The 18036-nt window shown below is 65.1% G+C and carries 15 protein-coding genes; 8 read left to right on the top strand and 7 right to left on the bottom strand.

Translation table 11 applies throughout. The features are described from left to right. Nucleotides 1–7 precede the first annotated feature (7 nt). Nucleotides 8–430 carry a group II truncated hemoglobin gene (locus AC3WOB_RS07145; protein ID WP_207466443.1) on the bottom strand — a complete coding sequence of 141 codons (423 nt, stop codon included), beginning with the start codon at nucleotides 428–430 and terminating at the stop codon, nucleotides 8–10. Continuing rightward, nucleotides 430–2961, bottom strand: coding sequence for an ABC transporter permease (locus AC3WOB_RS07150; protein WP_492274634.1), 2532 nt, complete (start codon nucleotides 2959–2961; stop codon nucleotides 430–432). Before AC3WOB_RS07150 ends, AC3WOB_RS07145 begins: the two co-directional genes overlap by 1 nt. Nucleotides 2962–3063: 102 nt before the next feature. Here AC3WOB_RS07150 and AC3WOB_RS07155 point away from each other — a divergent pair, with 102 nt between their 5' ends. The 4 genes from AC3WOB_RS07155 to AC3WOB_RS07170 all read left to right on the top strand — a co-directional run bounded on the left by AC3WOB_RS07155 (nucleotide 3064) and on the right by AC3WOB_RS07170 (nucleotide 7519). Then, nucleotides 3064–4038, top strand: coding sequence for a TRAP transporter substrate-binding protein (locus AC3WOB_RS07155; RefSeq protein WP_492274635.1), 975 nt, complete (start codon nucleotides 3064–3066; stop codon nucleotides 4036–4038). Between the two features lie 102 nt (nucleotides 4039–4140). Next, nucleotides 4141–4641, top strand: coding sequence for a TRAP transporter small permease (locus AC3WOB_RS07160; protein WP_492274636.1), 501 nt, complete (start codon nucleotides 4141–4143; stop codon nucleotides 4639–4641). Between the two features lie 35 nt (nucleotides 4642–4676). Further along, nucleotides 4677–5954: a TRAP transporter large permease gene (locus tag AC3WOB_RS07165; RefSeq protein WP_207466437.1), complete on the top strand. Its 1278-nt coding sequence runs from the start codon at nucleotides 4677–4679 to the stop codon at nucleotides 5952–5954. Nucleotides 5955–7078: 1124 nt separating this feature from the next. Beyond that, a complete protein-coding gene (locus tag AC3WOB_RS07170) occupies nucleotides 7079–7519 on the top strand; it encodes a flagellar protein FlhE (RefSeq protein WP_492274637.1) in 441 nt (146 codons plus the stop codon). A gap of 63 nt (nucleotides 7520–7582) precedes the next feature. Here AC3WOB_RS07170 and AC3WOB_RS07175 read toward each other — a convergent pair whose 3' ends face one another. Continuing rightward, nucleotides 7583–8173, bottom strand: coding sequence for a hypothetical protein (locus tag AC3WOB_RS07175; RefSeq protein WP_492274638.1), 591 nt, complete (start codon nucleotides 8171–8173; stop codon nucleotides 7583–7585). A gap of 125 nt (nucleotides 8174–8298) precedes the next feature. Here AC3WOB_RS07175 and AC3WOB_RS07180 point away from each other — a divergent pair, with 125 nt between their 5' ends. From AC3WOB_RS07180 to AC3WOB_RS07195, 4 genes are read left to right on the top strand one after another with little or no spacing between them, the layout of a single operon-like run. Next, a complete protein-coding gene (locus AC3WOB_RS07180) occupies nucleotides 8299–9873 on the top strand; it encodes a TolC family protein (protein WP_492274639.1) in 1575 nt (524 codons plus the stop codon). After that, a complete protein-coding gene (locus AC3WOB_RS07185; RefSeq protein WP_492274640.1) occupies nucleotides 9863–11383 on the top strand; it encodes an efflux RND transporter periplasmic adaptor subunit in 1521 nt (506 codons plus the stop codon). Before AC3WOB_RS07180 ends, AC3WOB_RS07185 begins: the two co-directional genes overlap by 11 nt. Nucleotide 11384: 1 nt before the next feature. Continuing rightward, entirely contained in the window at nucleotides 11385–12074 is a 690-nt protein-coding gene (locus AC3WOB_RS07190) for an ABC transporter ATP-binding protein (RefSeq protein ID WP_492274641.1), read from the top strand. Next, nucleotides 12062–13276, top strand: coding sequence for an ABC transporter permease (locus tag AC3WOB_RS07195; RefSeq protein WP_492274642.1), 1215 nt, complete (start codon nucleotides 12062–12064; stop codon nucleotides 13274–13276). Before AC3WOB_RS07190 ends, AC3WOB_RS07195 begins: the two co-directional genes overlap by 13 nt. 53 nt (nucleotides 13277–13329) lie before the next feature. Here the strand turns inward: AC3WOB_RS07195 and AC3WOB_RS07200 are convergent, their stop codons facing one another. Genes AC3WOB_RS07200 through AC3WOB_RS07215 form a run of 4 tightly spaced genes read right to left on the bottom strand, consistent with a single transcriptional unit; the run spans nucleotide 13330 to nucleotide 18014 of the window. Beyond that, complete coding sequence (locus AC3WOB_RS07200) at nucleotides 13330–14313, bottom strand: ABC transporter ATP-binding protein (protein ID WP_492274643.1); 984 nt, start codon at nucleotides 14311–14313, stop codon at nucleotides 13330–13332. Then, entirely contained in the window at nucleotides 14303–15337 is a 1035-nt protein-coding gene (locus AC3WOB_RS07205) for an ABC transporter ATP-binding protein (protein WP_492274644.1), read from the bottom strand. The genes AC3WOB_RS07200 and AC3WOB_RS07205 overlap by 11 nt, the downstream gene beginning before the upstream one ends. Continuing rightward, the gene (locus AC3WOB_RS07210; RefSeq protein ID WP_492274645.1) at nucleotides 15334–16821 is read right to left on the bottom strand and encodes an amidohydrolase family protein; all 1488 of its coding nucleotides are present in this window, start codon (nucleotides 16819–16821) and stop codon (nucleotides 15334–15336) included. Before AC3WOB_RS07210 ends, AC3WOB_RS07205 begins: the two co-directional genes overlap by 4 nt. Then, on the bottom strand, nucleotides 16821–18014 hold the full coding sequence (locus tag AC3WOB_RS07215; protein ID WP_492274646.1) for an amidohydrolase family protein: 1194 nt from the start codon (nucleotides 18012–18014) through the stop codon (nucleotides 16821–16823). Before AC3WOB_RS07215 ends, AC3WOB_RS07210 begins: the two co-directional genes overlap by 1 nt. Between the last annotated feature and the right edge of the window lie 22 nt (nucleotides 18015–18036).

Raw genomic sequence — 18036 nt, forward strand, 5'->3', positions numbered from 1 at the left:
ATCGTCTTCAGCCTTCACGATTGCGCATCCAATCGGCCACGCCGTAGAAGGACTGCAGCAGGCGATCCACCAGGGCCGGCGCTATGCCCTGGTCTTCCATGGCCCGGCCGATACAGGTGACCCACTGGTCGCGCTCGACCTCTCCGATCGAGAACGGCAGATGCCGGGCGCGCAGCCGCGGATGGCCGAAGCGTTCTATATAGTGGTCCGGACCGCCGAAGTAGCCGCAAAGAAACCAGAACAGCTTGTCGCGCGCCTGGTCCAGGCTGGGACCATGGGCGGCCCGCAGTTCTTTCAGGTCGGGCTCCATGTCCATCAGGTCATAGAAGCGGTCCACCAGGGCGCGCACGCCCGGCTCGCCGCCGAGTAGGTCAAAAATGCTGCTGGAATTTTCCACGGGTTCGGTAATCGTATGGACGCGCGTCGGCATCAGGTTTCTCGTAGGGTGACCAGGGGCGGCGTGCGCAACACGCCGCGCAGGGCCAGAGCGCCGCCGGCCCAGGCGCCCAGCATGCCCGCAGCGATGCCCGCCAGCCACGGCCAGAGGCTGAGAGTAATGGTGAAATCAAAGACCTGCGTTGACAAAGCCCAAGCGATCGCCGTGGCGCCGGCCGCCGCCAGCAGCCCGGCCAGGCCGCCCACCGCCCATAGCTCGATGCGCTGGGAGCGCGCCAGCTGGCTGCGGGTCGCGCCCAGCGCGCGCAGCACGGCAGCTTCGCGCATGCGCTCGTCGCGCGTAGCGGTCAGCGCCGCGGACAGCACCAGCACGCCGGCCGCCAAGGTGAACAGGAACAGCAACTGCACGGCCTTGCCCACCTCGTTCAGCACGGACTGCAGCTGCTGCAGGATGGCGCCCACGTCGAACACGGTCAGGTTCGGGAACTCGCGCACCAGCGCGGGCAGGACCGAGGCCTTTTCGGGCGGCAAGTAGAAGGAAGTGATCCAGCTTTGGGGCATGTCGGCCAGCGCGGCGGGGGTCAGGATGGCGAAAAAATTGACGCGCATCGTATCCCAATCGACCCGGCGGGTGCTGGAAACGGCCACCTCGACCTGCTGGCCCGCCACGTCGAAGGTCATCTTGTCGCCCAGCGCCAGGCCCAGCGTCTTGGCCAGGCCGGACTCCAGCGACACCTCGGCTGCGCCGGGTTCCAGCCAGCGGCCCTGCTCGATGCGGTTGGACGAGGGCAGCTCGTCGCCATAGGACAGATTGAACTCGCGGTCCACCAAGCGCTTGGCGCGGGGCTCCTCGTAGTCGTCCGGCCCCACCGGCTTGCCGTTGATGGCGATCAGCCGCCCGCGCACCATCGGCGCCAGCGCGATGCGGCCCAGGCCTTCGCGCGTCAGCGCGTCGGTCACGGCCTGGCGCTGGTCCGGCTGCACATTGATGAGGAAGCGGTTGGGCGCGTCTGGCGGCAGGGTCCGCTGCCAGCCCTGGATCAGGTCGGTGCGCGTCATGGTCAGCAACAGCAGCGCCATCAGGCCCACCGCCAGCGCGCAGACCTGGGTAATGGTGGCGGCGCGCCGGCGCACCACGCCAGCCAGCGCAAAGCGCAGCGCCGGCAAGCCGGCGGCCAGCCGGCGCACGCGCGCCAGGCCCAGGATGCAGAGCCAAGCCACCAGCGCAAACACGGCGAACGCACCCAGGAAGCCGCCCGCCACCACCCCGCCCAGCTTGGCGTCGCCCGCGAACCACCAGATCAGCAGGGCGAAGCCCGTAGCGCCCAGGACATAGCCCAGGGCGCTGCGCGCGCTGAGCGTGTCGGCGTCGCGCCGCAGCACCCGGGCGGGCGGCACGTGGCGCAGCTGGGCCAGCGCCGGCAGGGCGAAGCCCAGCAACAGCAGCAGGCCGGTCAGCAGTCCCTGCAAGGCCGGTATGGCCGAGGGCGCGGGCAAGGTGGTATCGATGAGCGAGCCCAGCAGCATCACCAGCACCTGGTGCACCGCGTAGCCCAGCAGGCAGCCCGCGGCCGACGAGAACAGGCCGACCAGGGTGAATTCCAGCGTCAGCATGCGCGACACCTGCGACTGCACCGCGCCCAGGCAGCGCATGACCGCAATGCCGTCGCGGTGGCGCGTCATGTAGCGGCCGGCCGCCAGGGCCACGGCCACCGCCGATATCAGCACCGCCAGCAGCGCCACCAGCGACAGGAAACGCTGCGCCCGGTCCAGCGTGCGGCGCACTTCCGGACGGCCGGACTCCAGGGTGGCGACCTTCTGGCCGCGCTTCAAATTCTGCTTGAGCCAGGACGAGTAGCCGGCCACGGCGTCCGGCTGGCCCGCGACCAGCATGGCATAGCCGATGCGGCTGCCCGGCGCGATCAGGCCGGTGGCCGGCAGGTCGCTGGCGCGCAGCAGCACCCGCGGCGCCACGTTGACGAACTGCATGCCGCGGTCCGGTTCGTAAGTAATGACGCGGTCCACCCGCAGATGGGCGTCGCCCACGTTCAGCATGTCGCCTACTTTCAGGTTCAGCAGCGACAGCAATTGCCCATCCACCCAGACCGCGCCCTCGGGCGGAATATCGCGCGTCGCGGCGTCGGGCTCGAACGGCGCGCCCGCCACGCGCAAGGCGCCGCGCAGCGGATAACCGGGCTCGACGGCCTTCAATGCGGCCAGTTGTGCGCCGTTGCCAGCGCCCACCATGGAGGGAAACTGCCATGTGCTGGACACGGTCAGGCCGCGTTCCCGGGCCTGATCCATGAAGGCCGCGGGCACCGGCTCGTCGGCATCCAGCACCAGGTCGGCGCCCAGCATCTGCCCGGCGTCGCGCTCCAGCGCCCGTCCGACCCGGTCTGCCAGGAAGCCGACGCTGGTCACCGCGGCCACCGCCACGACCAGCGCCAGCACCAGCAGGCGCAGCTCTCCGGCGCGGGCGTCACGCATCATCATCCTGGCGCCCTGGCGCAGGGTGGACCAAAAACCGGGGCGCCTGGCCCGTGACATATCAGGGAAATCCATCATTCCACAATGTTAACCAACGGCCTAGATCGGGGCCGAATCCCGATATCATCCCGGGGCGGGAGGCAAAGCCACCCATAAAGATACCCAAACCTGGAGAAGACAATGCGTAAATCCTGGCTTGCCGCCACGATTCTGGCCGCCTGCGCGGCCGCCACCTCCCTGCCCGCCACGGCGCAGAACACCTTGAAGATGGCCTATGCGCTGTCCACGTCCTCGCACTACGGCGCCGGCGCCGACGCGATGGCCAAGTCCATCGAAGCCTCCACCGGCGGCAAGTACAAGGTACAGCAATTCGCCAACAGCGCGCTGGGCGGCGAACGCGAAGTGATCGAAGGCCTGCAGATCGGCACCATCGACCTGGCCATCGTCTCGACCGGCGCTACCCTGAACTTCGTGCCCGAAACCGGCGTTTTCGACATTCCCTTCTTGCTGCGCGACCTGCCGCACGCCCGTAACGTGCTGGACAGCAAGATCGGACAAGATATGCTGGCAAAGTTCCCCAGCCGCGGCATCATCGCCCTGGCCTGGGGCGAACAGGGCTTCCGCCACCTGACCAACAACGTCCGCCCGGTCAAGACGCCGGCCGACGCCAAGGGCCTGAAGATCCGCACCACGGAAAACCCGATTCACATCACGGCTTTCCGCCAGATCGGCATCCTGCCCACCCCCATGGCCTGGCCTGAAGTCGCCACCGCCCTGCAGCAAGGCACCATCGACGGCCAGGAAAACCCGCTGTCGGTGATCACCTCGGCCAAGCTGTCGCAAATGCAGAAGTACTTGTCGCTGACCGGCCACGTCTATGGCCCGGCCCTGGTGCTGATGTCGGCCAACGTGTACGAGGGCCTGTCGGCCGCGGACAAGGCCAACTTCGACAAGGCCGGCAAGGAATCCGCCCTGGCCATGCGCGCCTACGTGGACAACATCGAGAAGACGGGCGTCGAGCAGTTGAAGAAGGAAGGCATGCAAGTGTCCGAGGTGGACCGCGCCGCCTTCGCCGCCGCCGTCGAGCCCGCCTACCCCGAGTACTACAAGAAGTTCGATAAGAAGCTGATCGACGCGATCCGCGACACCAAGTAAGCAGGGCCCGCCCCGACCCGGGGCGCATCGCCCTTGGCGGCGGGATCCTGGTCCCGCCGCTTTTGTTCCCATCCTTTGCGTACCACGCCAACAGGATTCATCATGCGTTTGCTCTGCGCCTTCGACCGGGGCCTGTTCAAATTGGTCTCGGTTTTTGCCCAATTGCTGCTGGTGGCCGCCGCGGCCGCCGCCTTCTACCAAGTCATCGCGCGTTTCGTGTTGCACTCCCCCGCAGACTGGAGCGAGGTGCTGACCCGCGCCCTCCTGATCTGGACCGTGCTGCTGGGCGTGGCCCTGGCCTTCCGCCACGGCGCCATGATCAGCGTGGAGTTGCTGCGCAACCTGCTGGGCGGCACGCGCCGCCGCGTGCTTGAAGCCGTCATCGGCCTGATCTGCGCCGGATTCCTGGGCTTTCTGGCCTGGATCGGCGGCAACATGACCTACCGCGTGCGCTTCCAGACCGTGCCCAGCCTGGACATTTCGATTTCCTGGATCTACCTGGCCATCCCCGTGGGCGCTACCCTGGCCGCCATCGCCGTGCTGGCCCGCTGGTGCGCCGGCGAAGAAGACGACGTGCCCGTGCGCAACGACGCGCAAGGCTGAGCCGACCCCATCGAACATAAGCAGCAGATATCGCCATGTCCCAATTAATGATTGTCTCGATGCTGATTTTCTTCGGGCTGTCCGTGCCGGTCGCCGTGTCGATCGGACTGGCCAGCCTGGCGGGAGTCGGCGCCGCCGGCCTGCCCTGGGTGGTGGTGGCCCAGCAACTCTTCGCCGCGCTGGACAAATACCCCCTGGTCGCCATCCCCTTCTTCATCCTGGCCGGCAACCTGATGGAAGCCGGCGGCATCTCCGAACGCATGGTGGAGTTCGCCAAGAGCGTGGTGGGCGGCATCCAGGGCGGCCTGGCCTGCACCTGCGTGCTGACCTGCATGATCTTCGCCGCCGTGGCCGGCTCCAGCGTAGCCACCACCTTCGCGGTGGGCGCGATCCTGATTCCCGCGATGATCCGGCACGGCTACCCCGCGCCCTTCGCCGCCTCGTTGCAAGCCAGCGCGGCGGAACTGGGCGTGATCATCCCGCCGTCCATTCCGATGATCCTGTTCGCGGTATCCACCGACACCTCGACCGGCGAACTCTTCATCGCCGGCGTCATGCCCGGCATCCTGATCGGCGTGGCGCTGATGTTCTACGTCTGGTTCTACGCCAAGCGCAACAACCTGGGCAAGCGCGACGGCGAAGGCCGCCTGCCGCTGTGGCCGGCGTTCAAGAACGCCTGGCTGGCGCTGCTGATGCCGGTCATCATCCTGGGCGGGATCTACGGCGGCGTGTTCACGCCGACCGAGGCCTCGGTGGTGGCGGTGATGTACGCGGTGGTGGTGGGCAAGTTCATCTATCGCCGCCTGACCTTCAAGCAACTGTCCGCCACGCTGCACAAGTCGGTGGTGTCTACGGCCGTGATCATGTTCGTGATCGCCAACGCCGGCATCTTCAGCTTCCTGCTCAACCGCGCCGGCATCCCGGACGCGCTGGGTGTGTGGCTGGCGCAGATCTTCGATACCAAGTTCACCTTCCTGATGGGCGTGAACGCGGCGCTGTTCCTGATCGGCATGTTCATCGAAACCTCGGCATCCATCGTGGTGCTGGCCCCCTTGCTGCTGCCGGTGGCGCTGAAATTCGGCGTGGAGCCGGTGCACTTCGGCATCATCATGGTGGTGAACCTGGCGCTGGGGATGATTACGCCGCCGTTCGGCGTGAATCTTTTCGCGGCTTGCGCGGTGGCTAAGTTGCCGTTGGAGAGGTTGATCAAGCCGTTGATTCCGTTTGTGGGGGTGGTGATTGTTTGCCTGATGGTGATTACTTATTGGCCGGGGTTGTCGCTGGGATTGCGGGATCTGGTCTACGCGAAGTAGGTCTGTTTGCAGGTTCTGTAGTCGTGGCGAGTGGCGGGGCTTAGCTTCATAGGCCGCTCGCCGGCGCGGGCGCCATGGGGGCGAGCGCCCACGATTGCGGTCCGGAGCCTTCGCTCCGGACTGCCCCGTCGTCATCTTCGTCCAGGCCTTCGGCCTTCCCTTCAGATTCCCTCGGGCGCATCGAGGTTGCTCGCCCCCATGGCGCCCGCGCCGGCGAGCTACCGAACTCTTGGCCTGTTGCGCTGCTAGACCTTTGGTTGATGGCGAATCTTGCGTCGCCCGCTGCTTGCGGCCGCGCGGGCGGCCGCAAGCAGCATACGTGTGGGTGGTCGTCGTGGCTGTCTGCGCTTGCGCGAATGCGGCTAGCTGCTTGCTAATGGCACCGGCATTTGGGGTGTGGGCGGTGATGGGTGGCGCGCGGCGCGCAGCCGCTTGCGCATCAAGATCCGTTCACGCGCGCCACCCATCCGGCGGCGGAGTTGAAATGACGATTCTTGGCCAACTCCGCCTTGGCGCTTGCATATCGAAATACGCTGTCGCTGGCGGACAGGCCCACTAGTTCCAGTAAGTCGTCGACCCGGCGCCGCCCGCGTCTCGGCCGCTGCCGCCCACAGACCCTGCGTCGTGATCGGCTCGGCCACGATACTGGCCACGCACCAGCGCGGATTCAGGCTGGCGTACGGATCCTGGAAGATCATCTACGAATTGCGACACCCTGCCCTTGCGGTTGCGCCTGTAGCGCAACGTTTCGCGCGGCACTGAGAGTGTCCACCGCCTTCAAGGTTCGCTCGGGCTGACGCGACAAAGTGCGTTCCAGCCAAAGTTTGCGCTCCCAACCCTCAGCTCGCGTAGCTGTCGCACATTTCTTTGCTAACGGATCGTCATACCAATAGGGCAGTAAGCGAAACAGCTCTGCTTGGGCTCCGACGCACGACATCGCCGTTCATGCACCTAGCCTTTTGCGGAGATGTGCAGCTGATGTCTATCAGATAGCCTGCGATCGCCATGTCATTTTGCGCGCGAGGAAGAATTCACGAATTGACATGGTCGGGTTACGGGAGGGATTCGTCCAGATCTGCTCGCACCTGTTCCATCAACTCAATATCAAGCACTGGAGTCGTCTTATGACATTCAAGAAACGTGCTGTGTCAGCACTGCTGGCTGTCGCCTACCTGGCACTCGCGGCGTTCGCCCAAAACGCCATAGCTGCGGGCGCCTACTCGAGTTCGGCGGTCATGCCGACCATCTACAGCAAGAACCACTGGTACACCGTGGAACCGCCCGTGGTCGGGAACCCGCCGAGCACCACAACCATCTCCACGGTGTACTACAGCTACGGCTATCGCTTTCCGCGCCCGCCCGGCCTCCAAGTGATGCTGTGCGACAACAGCGGCAACAATTGCACCGACGTGACCTCCAGGGGTTCGGGCTCGGTCAGCTTCAAAGGCAAAGGCGTCAAGGCCAACACTCCTGTCCGCTTCTATGCACGCGTCGCGGGCAATGGCACGATGTCGCCCCTGGTGAGTGATGGCGCCGTCAACGTGTCGGTGAACTACGACGACTGATCCGGTAATCGGCGAGCGGGCAATGGATCTCACCCCGGCTCGCCGTGAATGATGACTCTGCAACTACGCGGCTTTTCCGCCCACCGATGCGAGCCAGCCACTGGCCTCAAGGTAGTCTTTGGATTGCAAGTTCGTATGGTCAAAGAGCTTGGCAAGGATCTGATCCGCAGGGGTACCCTTTGCCTTCTCGGAGTCGTATATCGCCTTGCGCTGCGCGTCAATCACGGCTGCCTCCTTGGAAAAATTCTCCTTGAAGGCTTCGTCGATGATGCGCCCGGAAGAGAGCTTATTCAGCGGCTCCCCGCCCCTTCCCGGTGCAAGCTGGTCGCGAATGTCGTACCAGATCGTGCTGGGTATATTCACCATGTCATACGCGAACTGTTCAGCGTATTGCGGGTCGGAAGCTGCGGAATTCAACCACTTTTCCTGAATCGCCGTGCGGCCCTGCGTCGCGCCTCCCTCCTGGATCGAGCGCTTGCGAGCCGCGTCGGAAATCCCCACTTGCGTGGTCGAGGAATTGAATCCCTGAAAGAGTCCCTGAAACCCCGCCACGTCCACCGGCGTCGATTTCGTCGTAGTGGAGCCCAGCTTCGAAAAGCCCACTCGATCTGCGCCTTGGAACGAAAGAACGCTAAAGCCAGACTGAATATTCATTCACATCTCCAATCAATACAGAAAGTGGCGAGCCTTGAAGCACTTTTTTCCTAATCTTCTTGGCACCTACGCCCCGGAAAGCTACGTTGATAGAACTGCGTCTTAACTTGTCGCCTAATACTAGATTGAAGGATCGCGAGCCTTTGGTCAAAAAAGCGAGCGAAAAATGGGACTTTTCTGACATTTTCTATCCCACGCACACGCGTTCTCAGCGCAAGCCACTGAACCTTCAGTGTTACCTCACGGCCGCGCTGACCGGATTGCTTCTTTTGACGTGCGACGCTGTGTTCGCTGCGGATGTTCTCTATTCCGAGTACCAAGCCAAACAGCAGCAAAGTGCGTTCGAGTTTCCGCTGGAAGAAGCAATCGCTCTGGCGGTGAGGGACAACAGGTTGGTGAGAAACGCCTACGTCCAACGCATCAGCCAGAAATTCGACCTCTACGTCAGCGAAGGGAAGTTCTACCCGAAGCTGCTGCTCACCACGTCCGCATTGACGAGCAAAGTCAACGGTACCTCTAGCAACGCGAAAGACCTGACCACCAACGCATCGCTCAACTTGCCGACCGGAGCAACCGTATCTCTCGCCAATGTCCAGGGCGGAGGCACCGCGGGCACATCTTCGTCAACATCGATCACGTTGAGCCAGCCCCTGCTGAAAAACGCAGGAATCGATGCGAACACGGCCTCAGTCCGCATCGCGCGCCTCGACGAGAAAATCGGCCGATTAGCACTCAAGGCAACACTATCCCAAACCGTCGCGCAGGTGATCTACGCCTACCGCGAACTCCTGCGCGCCCAGGAACAAAAGGTGATCGCCGAGGCAGCCCTGGCACGCAACAAGGACCTGTACGAGGTCAACCGCTCGCTGATTGCGGCAGGACGCATGGCCAAGGTGGAGATCCTGCAAGCGCAGGCCGAAGTCGCGAATCGAGAAGTGGCGTTGGAAGAAGCGGAGAACCAGATCGACGCGGCCCGGCTGGCCCTCGTAGCGTTGCTTGCTCTGGAGCCTCGCACACCCCTATACGCGACCGCGCCATCCAAGGTGGACTGGCATCCCGCCGACCCGACACGCGCGCTGGAAACGGCGCTCGCGCTTCAGCCCGACTACCTCGCCGCGAAAATCCTGGTCGAACGGGCCAAGATCAGCCTGGACTATGCCAAGAACCAGCAGCTGTGGGATTTGTCGCTGGTGGCCACCAGAACCCAGGCCCGGAGCAGCGGCGTGTCGCTGGGAACCACGGACATTCAGGCGTCCGGCGCCCGGACCGATAGCACCTACACGGGCCTGCAGCTCACCATCCCCTTCGGGGACCGCTCCATCAAGCAAGCCGAGGTGCGCGCCTCCGTGGATCTGCAGGCCCAGGACCTCAAGTTGCTTGAAACACGTCAAACGGTGGAACACCGAGTCCGCGATGCCGCGCGCAATGTCCAGACTCGATGGCGCCAACTGGAACTCTCGATCAAGGCGCGTGACTTGTCCCGGCAGAAGCTTGAGGCGGAAAAGGAGAAGCTGCAGGTCGGCCGATCGTCGAACTTCCAGGTGCTGTCCTTCGAGAACGACCTGCGCAATGCCGAGAACGCCCGCCTCAACGCGCAGATCGCGTACCTGAACACGCTCACAGAACTGGACGAACGCATGGGCAAGACACTGGACGTCTGGAACATCCCCATCATCGAACCCAACCGCTATGAGAACTAAAGAATTCGCGCCGGCAGCCCCGCAGTTCGGCCTTGTGGTCGTGAGTGCCGCCGGCACCATCGAATCGCTCAACACCGAGGCCGAGGCGCTTCTGCGGCTATCGGGTGAATCGCTCATAGGCCGGCCAGTCGTCGAAGCATTGCTTGATGTCGTTGACGACGCGTCCGCTACCATGTTGAACCTGCGGTTCGGCCCACCGCTGAGCGGCAGTAGCGTCCCAGAAGAGCGCCACCACGTCACACGGCTGTCCATGCACTGCGAGCGTCTTCCCGGGACCGAAGTCGATGGACGCTGGCTGATTCTGCTCGACACCCCAGCCCCCGCTTTCGAACCCACAGCCCAACGCACCAGCCGCGCCAGGTGCACCAAAGCGTCTTGGCTAGCTGCCGGTAGCGCAGCGGCCCTCTTGGCTGCTGCGGCACATTGGGGGACGCCTGGCAACGGCGCGTCGCCACCAGGAACCTCGGCTGGAGCGATGGCCGGCGCATCGACCTTGATGGCGCAAGCCTTGGCGTCCACCGCCCCTACCGACATTTCCATCGTCGGCACCATCGAGGCCAGCGACACGCTCGGCGTCTCTGCCCCCTTCGATGGCGTCATCAAGGAAAAGCGCTTCTCGTTCGACACGGAAGTCGAGCAGGATCAGTTGCTGCTGATACTGGACCCAACCGACTTGAACCAACGCGTCCAAGAAGCCAAGGTGGTGATGCTCAAGGCCTCCAACGCCATGCAGGAACTTGAGCGCTGGGACAGTGGCGCCGAAGTCTCGCGGGCGAGACGCACGTTCGTTGTGGCCCGCCAGCAGGTTGAGCAAACTGAGCGCAAAGTGCGGGAAACCGACGGGCTGGTCAAGAAGGGCATTCTCGCCCGCAACGAGTACGACATCGTGGCGGAACAGCTCAACGGTTTCAAGGCCCAGTTGGCGGCCGCAGCGGATGACCTGAAAGCTACCCAGAAAAAGGCCAGCAAGGACAATCTGGAAATCGCCCGCATCGAGTACGAACAGGCCAGGGCGAAGCACGAGGACCTGGCCAGGAGCGCGTTGCTGGCACGCATCGCGGCGCCGCGTGCCGGCATTCTGTCGAAGGCGCCAGCATCCTCTGGACAAGCGCCGGCGACACTTGATGCGGGAAGCCGGATCACGAAGGGTCAGTTGCTGTTCAACGTCGCGCTTACCGGCAAGCTGCGCGTGTCGGCCCGGGTCGACGAAGCGGACGTCGTCGGCCTCGCCACAGGCATGCCTGTGGAAGTGTGGATCGATTCACAGGAGATCGCCCCCCTCCTAGGACACCTTGCCAGTATCTCGGCACAGGCCATCCAAAGCGGCAACGGCGTCCGCAGCGCCCTGTTCGACGTGAGCGTCGATCTGCCGGCATTGAGCGAGGAGCAACGAAGGAGGCTGCGCGTCGGAATGTCCTGCAACCTTCGCATAGAAACCCGGGACGCCGCGAATCCCGGGCCGGGCGGCCCAGCGCGTGTCGGCATGACGCCAGCGCAGACAAGAGACTGAAATGCTGACACTGGATCGGATCAGCAAGGCCTACCGTAATGGCAGCGGTGCAGTGCCAGTGCTGCAAGACGTTTGCCTCGAAATCGGCGCTGGCGAGATGTGCGCCATCATCGGAGCATCCGGGTCGGGCAAGAGCACGTTGCTCAACATCATGGGGTTGCTCGACGCGCCGGATAGCGGCGCCGTGCTCTACCGGGGGAAGCCCGTGCATGATGCGGACTTGAAGATGCGAGCCGACCTGCGCAATGGCCACATCGGATTCGTATTCCAAGCCTTCAATCTGCTGCCGCGCATGAGCGCACTCGACAACGTCGGCCTTCCCCTGCTCTACCGCGGCATCGGCAAGTCCGAGCGCCGCCGACGGGCGCAGCGCTGGCTGGAGCGCGTCGGGTTGGCCGATCGCGCGGAGCACCTGCCGGACTCGCTATCCGGCGGACAGAAGCAGCGAGTTGCCATCGCGCGGGCCCTAGTCGGAGCGCCACAGCTCGTGCTCGCCGATGAACCCACCGGCAACCTTGATCCGAAGGCGGCGCAGGAAATTCTCAGCCTACTCGGCGAACTGAGCCGGGAATCCGGCGTCGCCGTCGTCATCGTGACCCACGACCCTGCCATCAGCGTCAAGTGTCAGCGGGAAATCGCGGTCAGTCACGGGCGGGTCGTCGTTAGCGAAAGTGCGCCATGGCGTGGATGAATCTCCCGCGCGCAACCGGCTCCTTGCGCGCCATTGTCGAGGATGCCATCGACAATATGCTCGCGGTTCGGCAGCGCACCCTTCTGTCCCTGGTCGGCATAGCCATCGGCGCTGCGGCCGTCGTGGCGCTCTTGAACATCGGAGAGAACACCTCGGACGAGGCTGCGCGCCAATTCAAGTCGATGGGGACGGACCTCATCATTGTTCAGGACAGCCCCGCCATCGGCCGACAGCGCAAAGCCCCCCCACTCAGGAGCGAAGACGCGCAAGAAATGGCAAACAGTATCGCTGGGGTTTCCCTGGCCGCTCCGCTATCGACGACGCCAGTCAAGACCGGCACAGCAGGAAAGTTGCTCGACGCGACGGTCATTGGCGCCACGGAACACCTGATGACCGCAGCTCGGCTGGAACTCGCCCGCGGCCGATTCATTTCCCACCGGGATGGATTGAACACCGTGGTGGTGGTCGGAGGGAATCTGGCTACGCAACTCGTCGGCGGCGGCACAGAGCTGGCGCTGGGCGATGAGATCCGCATGGACAACTACCGCTATACGGTCGTGGGAGTCCTGCGTAGTGCGCCACGCAATCCACTACTGCCGTTCGATCTCGACAACGCCCTGATTCTGCCGATCAAGGCGGATCGCCGCGCGAACTCCGCGACCGGAGCGCTATCCAACATCCTGCTTCGCGTTGACGAAGGCCACGACCCTCTGCATGCGCTCACCGAAGTCTCCTCGTTTCTTCAGCGCAAAGGCAGCAACGCCCAGGCGCAGGGAGCGCTGCTGCTGCTCGACGGCATGCGGCAACAAGGGCAGATGTTCAAATGGATGCTGGGTGGAGTGGCCTGCATCTCGCTGCTTGTTGGCGGCATTGGCATCATGAACGTCATGCTGGCCGGTATCGCCGAACGACGCCGCGAGATCGGGCTGCGCATGGCCATCGGCGCCGACCAGTGGGGCATCCTGACAATGATCGTCACGGAGGCGGTCAGCCTCTCGTTCGTGGGAGGCGGAGCAGGCACCCTACTTGGCATGTTCGCCTCCGTGCTCTACGCGTGGTTCACGGGCTGGGAGCCGACGCTATCAGCTCTGGCGGCACTACTCGGGTTCGGCATGTCGCTTTTGACCGGATTGTTCTTCGGTATCTACCCCGCCTTTGTAGCCTCGAAATTGAGTCCGATTGAAGCGCTCAGATCCGACTAAAACCGGCTCATCCACGGCGCGGTTGGCGCCCTGAGAACCGATCTTCGACTAGATCACGCGGCGCGCACTACATCCCACGTCACCGCGTGACACCGCAACTGCCGCCCGCCCACCCCGACAACCACAGGCACCTCCACCTTGCACTGCTCCCGCGCCATCCCACACCGAGGATGAAACGTACACCCCGTCGGCGGCAAAATAGGATTCGGCACCTCGCCCCCCATCGGCTCCCGATCCCGCCGCGGATCATCCAGGTCCGGAATCGTATCCAGCAGCATCCGCGTATACGGATGAGCAGGCGCTTCGAATAGCTGATCCGCGGGCGCCTGCTCCACAATGCGGCCCAGGTACATCACCGCCACGCTATCCGACACGTGCCGCACCACCGACAGGTTGTGGCTGATGAAGACATAGGTCAGCCCGAACTCCTTCTGCAGGTCGCCCATCAGGTTCAGGATCTGCGCCTGCACCGACACGTCCAGCGCCGAAGTCGGCTCGTCGCACACCAGGAACTCCGCCTCCGTCGCCAGCGCCCGCGCGATCGAAATCCGTTGGCGTTGGCCGCCGGAAAACTCGTGCGGAAAGCGCCCCGCGTCGCTGGCGGACAGGCCTACTAGTTCCAGCAGTTCGTCGACCCGGCGTCGCGTCTCGGCGGGCGTGGCGCGCAGGCCCAGCGTGGTGATCGGTTCGGCCACGATATTGCCCACGCGCCAGCGCGGATTCAGGCTGGCATAGGGGTCCTGGAAAATCATCTGCGGATGCAGCACCCCGCCCTTGCGGTTCTGCCCATACCGCAGCGTTCCGCGCGTAGGCGCCACCAGGCCCACCAGCAGTTTGGCCAGCGTGGACTTGCCACAGCCCGATTCGCCCACGATGCTCAGGGTCGTACCGCGCGGCACTGACAGCGAGACCCCGTCCACGGCTTTCAGGGTCTGCTCGGGCTGGCGCGACAGCGTGCGCTCCAGCCAGGGCGGCGACACGTCGAACCAACAGGCCAGGTCTTCGGCCCGCAACAGCACATCATCGTTACGCGGCATGGGCGACTCCTCCTTGATGCAGCCAGCAGGCGCTGACGGTGGCGCCGGCCGGGGATGCGGCCAGCGGCGGACGCTGCTGGCCGCAGCGCGGTCCGGCCATGGCGCAGCGTGGATGGAAGGCACAGCCGTCTGGCATGGCGTGCAGGCGCGGCATGGCGCCGTCTATCTGGTTCAGCCGGGCCGCGCGCTGGCGCAAGCCGGGAATCGCGTTCATCAGGCCCTGCGTGTATGGATGGCCTGGGCGGCGCAGCACGTCCAGCACCGGTCCGATCTCAACGATGCGGCCGGCGTACATCACCGCCACGCGGTCGGCGGTTTCGGCGATCACGCCCATGTCGTGCGTCACCAGCAGCACCGAGGTGCCCTGCTCGCGGCACAGGCGGCGCAAGAGTGCGGTGATCTGCGCCTGCACCGACACGTCCAGCGCCGTAGTGGGCTCGTCGGCGATGATGAGCGCCGGCCGGGCCGCCAGGGCCAGCGCGATCACCACGCGCTGGCGCATGCCGCCAGAGAACTGGTGCGGATAGTGGTCGATGCGCTTGTCCGCCGCCGGGATGCCCACCGCCAGCAACAGTTCCAGCGCCCGCTGGCGCGCCGCCTGCGCCGTCACCTTGTCATGATGGCGGATCGTCTCGACCAATTGGTCGCCCACGCTGAACAGCGGATGCAGGCTGGTCAGCGGATCCTGGAAGATCGCGCCGATCTCCTTGCCGCGCAGGCGCTGGCGTGCCTTGGGCGGCAGATTGTCGATGCGCCGGCCCGCCAGATGGATCTCGCCGCCGCCCAGCCGGCCGGGCGGTTCCAGCAGGCCGATCACCGCCATGCCGGTCAGCGACTTGCCGGCGCCGGATTCGCCCACCATGCCCAGGATCTCGCCAGGCTGGATATCGAAACTGATGTCGCGCGTGGCGACCAGGACGCCGTGGCGCGTGGGGAATTCGACCGACAGGCCGCGCACGGACAGAGTCGGCGCGGCGCTGGCTGCGGCCGGCGGCTGCGTGGTGTTGGGAACGATGGCCATCATGACGGACTCCTTGCGGGACGCGGATAGCTGGAGGAGAAAATCTGCTCGGCCGGCGGATGGCCCCAGGTGCGGTCGGGGTAGCGGGCCACCAGGCCGTCGAACTGCATCTGCGCCTGCTCTTGCGCCAGGCGTGCATCGAAGCCGGGAATGCGCCCGTCCACCATCACAAAGCGGCCGTCGATTACCACCTGCGACACGTCGCGCCCGCTACCGCTCACCATCAGCGTCTGTATGGGATCGATCAGTTGGCCGTTGCGGTCGTGCGAAAAATCGAAGACCACGATGTCGGCCTTGGCGCCCACGGCCAGCCGGCCCAGGTCCGGCCGGCCCAGCGCGTCCGCGCCGCCCACCGTGGCGGCGTCGTAGTAGTCCTCAGAGCGGACCGCCTCGGTCGAGCCATCCGCCACGCGGCACAGCATCATGCCCACCTGCATGTTCAACACCATGTCCGGCGGCCAGGTGTCCGTGCCCATGCCGATGTTCACGCCCAGCTTGCGGTAGCGCGCAAACGATTCCAGCGTGGCGCCGTGGCGTCCCGACACCAGCGGGCAATGCACGATGCTGGCGCCAGAATCCCGGATGATCTCCAGGTCGCGTCCCGGCCGGTCGATATGGCGCGAGCCCGACACATAGGTGCCGTGCGGCAGCAGCGCGCGCTCGGACAGGAAGTCCAGGCTTTGCAGCCATTCTGGCGGACTCATGCCGTGCTGTTCCAGCACCAGGTCGTACTCCAGGCGCGACTGGCAGCAATGCAGCCGGATCGGCATGTTGCGTTCGCGAGCCGCGGCTGCGGAGGTGCGCAGCAGCGCCGGCGTGCAGGTTTCGATGCGGTCGGGCGACAGCATGGCGCGCACCCGGCCGTTGTGGCGGCCTTCGATCTCGTCGCAGAAAGCCAGGGCCTCGGCCAGCCCCGCCATGCCGCGCGCCTCGTCATAGTGGCAGCGGATCTTGCCCGCAGCGTCTACATAGGTGTGGCCGCTGCGATAGGCCGGCCCCAGGTAGACGCGCAGGCCCAGTTCGCCGGCCGCGTTGGCCGCCGACAGGAATTCATCGCGGGTCTCGCCCCACACCCGGTAGAACAGCGACGCGATCGGCAGCGCCGTCGTGATGCCGTTGCGTATCAGCTGGGCGAAGGCATAGCGCTTCTGGAACGCCAGTTCGGCCGCCGTGTACATCTCGTACGGCCCCTGCTTCATGTAGCTCTCGGGCCAGATGCGGCCCTTCTTCCAGGCCGGCGAATTGTCGAAACCCAGGATGGTCGTGTCCAGGTCGGACAGCGCGTCCAGATCCACGAAACCCGGGCCGATCAGCGCCCGGCCGTAGTCGCGGCGCTGCGCCACCGGCCCCGGGTAGCGGTGGCCGACGTAGACGATGCGATCGCCCTCGAACACCACCTCGCCGTTCTCGTACAGGCAATGGCGGCCATTCTCGTGACCCACCACCCAGCGGGCGGTCAGCAGGATGGGACCTTGCGGCGCGCTCATCACGGCGCCTCCGTCAGCGCGCGGCCGTTACGCGCAACCACGCGTCCGCCCTTGACGACCAGCTTGCGCACCGGGCGCGAGACGATGGCTTCGGCCACCGTCTCGGCGTCCACCAGCACGAAGTCGGCGCGGCAGCCCGGCGCGAGGCCGTAATCGGACAGGCCCATGACCTGCGCATTGCCGTAGGTCGCCACGTGCAGCGCCAGATCCAGCTCGTCGTCGCGGCGGAAGTTGTTGCGCAGGCCCACCAGCATGGTCCGCTCCAGCATGTCGGGCTTGCCATAGGGGCCCCAGGTGTCGCGCATGCCATCGTTGCCCGTGCAGACCGTAACGCCGGCCGCGTGCAGCTTCGCCACATTGGGCACTGGCCGCGAGGCCGAGCCCGTGGTCATGATGTGCACGCCCGCCTTCAGCAAGCCTTCGGTCAATGCCTGCACTGCGTAGGTGTCGGGCATGCCCAGGCAGAAGGAATGCGACAGCGTGACCTTGCCCTGCATGCCCAGCGCCAGCACCCGGTCTATGGTCATCTGCATCGAGAACGCACCCAGTTCGCCGGCCTCGTGCAGATGGATGTCGATAGGCTTGCCGTGCCGCTGCGCCAGCCCGAAGATGGCGTCCAGATGCCCCTTGGGATCGCGGTCCATGCCGGCCGGATCCAGTCCGCCCACCACTTCCGCGCCCATGCGCAGGGCCTCGTCCATCAGTTCCAGCGTGCCTGGCCGGATCAACAGCCCGCTCTGCGGGAACGCGACGATCTCCACGTCGATCTGGTCGCGGTACTGTTCGCGCGCACGCATCACGCCTTCGATCGCCCCCAGCCCGATCTCCGTGTCCACGTCCACATGGCTGCGGATGTGGCTGGTGCCGTCGCCGATCGACATCACCAGCTGGCGGGCCGACTGGCGGTACGGGTCGATGTCCAGGCGCTTCTTCTCGGCGCGCTCGTTCTCGATCTTGTCGATCAAGCGCGGGCCGACCTCGTTGCGGTACCAGGGCATGCCGTACATGGTCTTGTCCAGGTGTGCATGGGCGTCGATCAGGCCCGGCAGCATCAGCGCGCCGCCTCCGTCCACGATCTCCACCCCGGCGGGCGCCGGTCCGCCCAGCGCCTGGATGCGGCCGTCGCGCACCAGCACCGAGGTCAGCTCGCCGCCTGCCGGACGGACTTGGGTATACAGCGTTGCGTTTTCCATGGTTCTACTCTTGTCGGTTTGC

It is taken from the genome of Achromobacter sp. FW305-C-30-7, from assembly GCF_058783105.1.

Excerpts from the sequence above, each read along its gene's own strand:
- AC3WOB_RS07215 (WP_492274646.1), bottom strand. The coding sequence starts at position 18,014 with ATGGAAAACGCAACGCTGTATACCCAAGTCCGTCCGGCAGGCGGCGAG.
- AC3WOB_RS07185 (WP_492274640.1), top strand. The coding sequence starts at position 9,863 with ATGAGAACTAAAGAATTCGCGCCGGCAGCCCCGCAGTTCGGCCTTGTG.
- AC3WOB_RS07200 (WP_492274643.1), bottom strand. The coding sequence starts at position 14,313 with ATGCCGCGTAACGATGATGTGCTGTTGCGGGCCGAAGACCTGGCCTGT.
- AC3WOB_RS07205 (WP_492274644.1), bottom strand. The coding sequence starts at position 15,337 with ATGATGGCCATCGTTCCCAACACCACGCAGCCGCCGGCCGCAGCCAGC.
- AC3WOB_RS07170 (WP_492274637.1), top strand. The coding sequence starts at position 7,079 with ATGACATTCAAGAAACGTGCTGTGTCAGCACTGCTGGCTGTCGCCTAC.
- AC3WOB_RS07175 (WP_492274638.1), bottom strand. The coding sequence starts at position 8,173 with ATGAATATTCAGTCTGGCTTTAGCGTTCTTTCGTTCCAAGGCGCAGAT.
- AC3WOB_RS07155 (WP_492274635.1), top strand. The coding sequence starts at position 3,064 with ATGCGTAAATCCTGGCTTGCCGCCACGATTCTGGCCGCCTGCGCGGCC.
- AC3WOB_RS07145 (WP_207466443.1), bottom strand. The coding sequence starts at position 430 with ATGCCGACGCGCGTCCATACGATTACCGAACCCGTGGAAAATTCCAGC.
- AC3WOB_RS07190 (WP_492274641.1), top strand. The coding sequence starts at position 11,385 with ATGCTGACACTGGATCGGATCAGCAAGGCCTACCGTAATGGCAGCGGT.
- AC3WOB_RS07195 (WP_492274642.1), top strand. The coding sequence starts at position 12,062 with ATGGCGTGGATGAATCTCCCGCGCGCAACCGGCTCCTTGCGCGCCATT.
- AC3WOB_RS07165 (WP_207466437.1), top strand. The coding sequence starts at position 4,677 with ATGTCCCAATTAATGATTGTCTCGATGCTGATTTTCTTCGGGCTGTCC.
- AC3WOB_RS07150 (WP_492274634.1), bottom strand. The coding sequence starts at position 2,961 with ATGATGGATTTCCCTGATATGTCACGGGCCAGGCGCCCCGGTTTTTGG.
- AC3WOB_RS07160 (WP_492274636.1), top strand. The coding sequence starts at position 4,141 with ATGCGTTTGCTCTGCGCCTTCGACCGGGGCCTGTTCAAATTGGTCTCG.
- AC3WOB_RS07210 (WP_492274645.1), bottom strand. The coding sequence starts at position 16,821 with ATGAGCGCGCCGCAAGGTCCCATCCTGCTGACCGCCCGCTGGGTGGTG.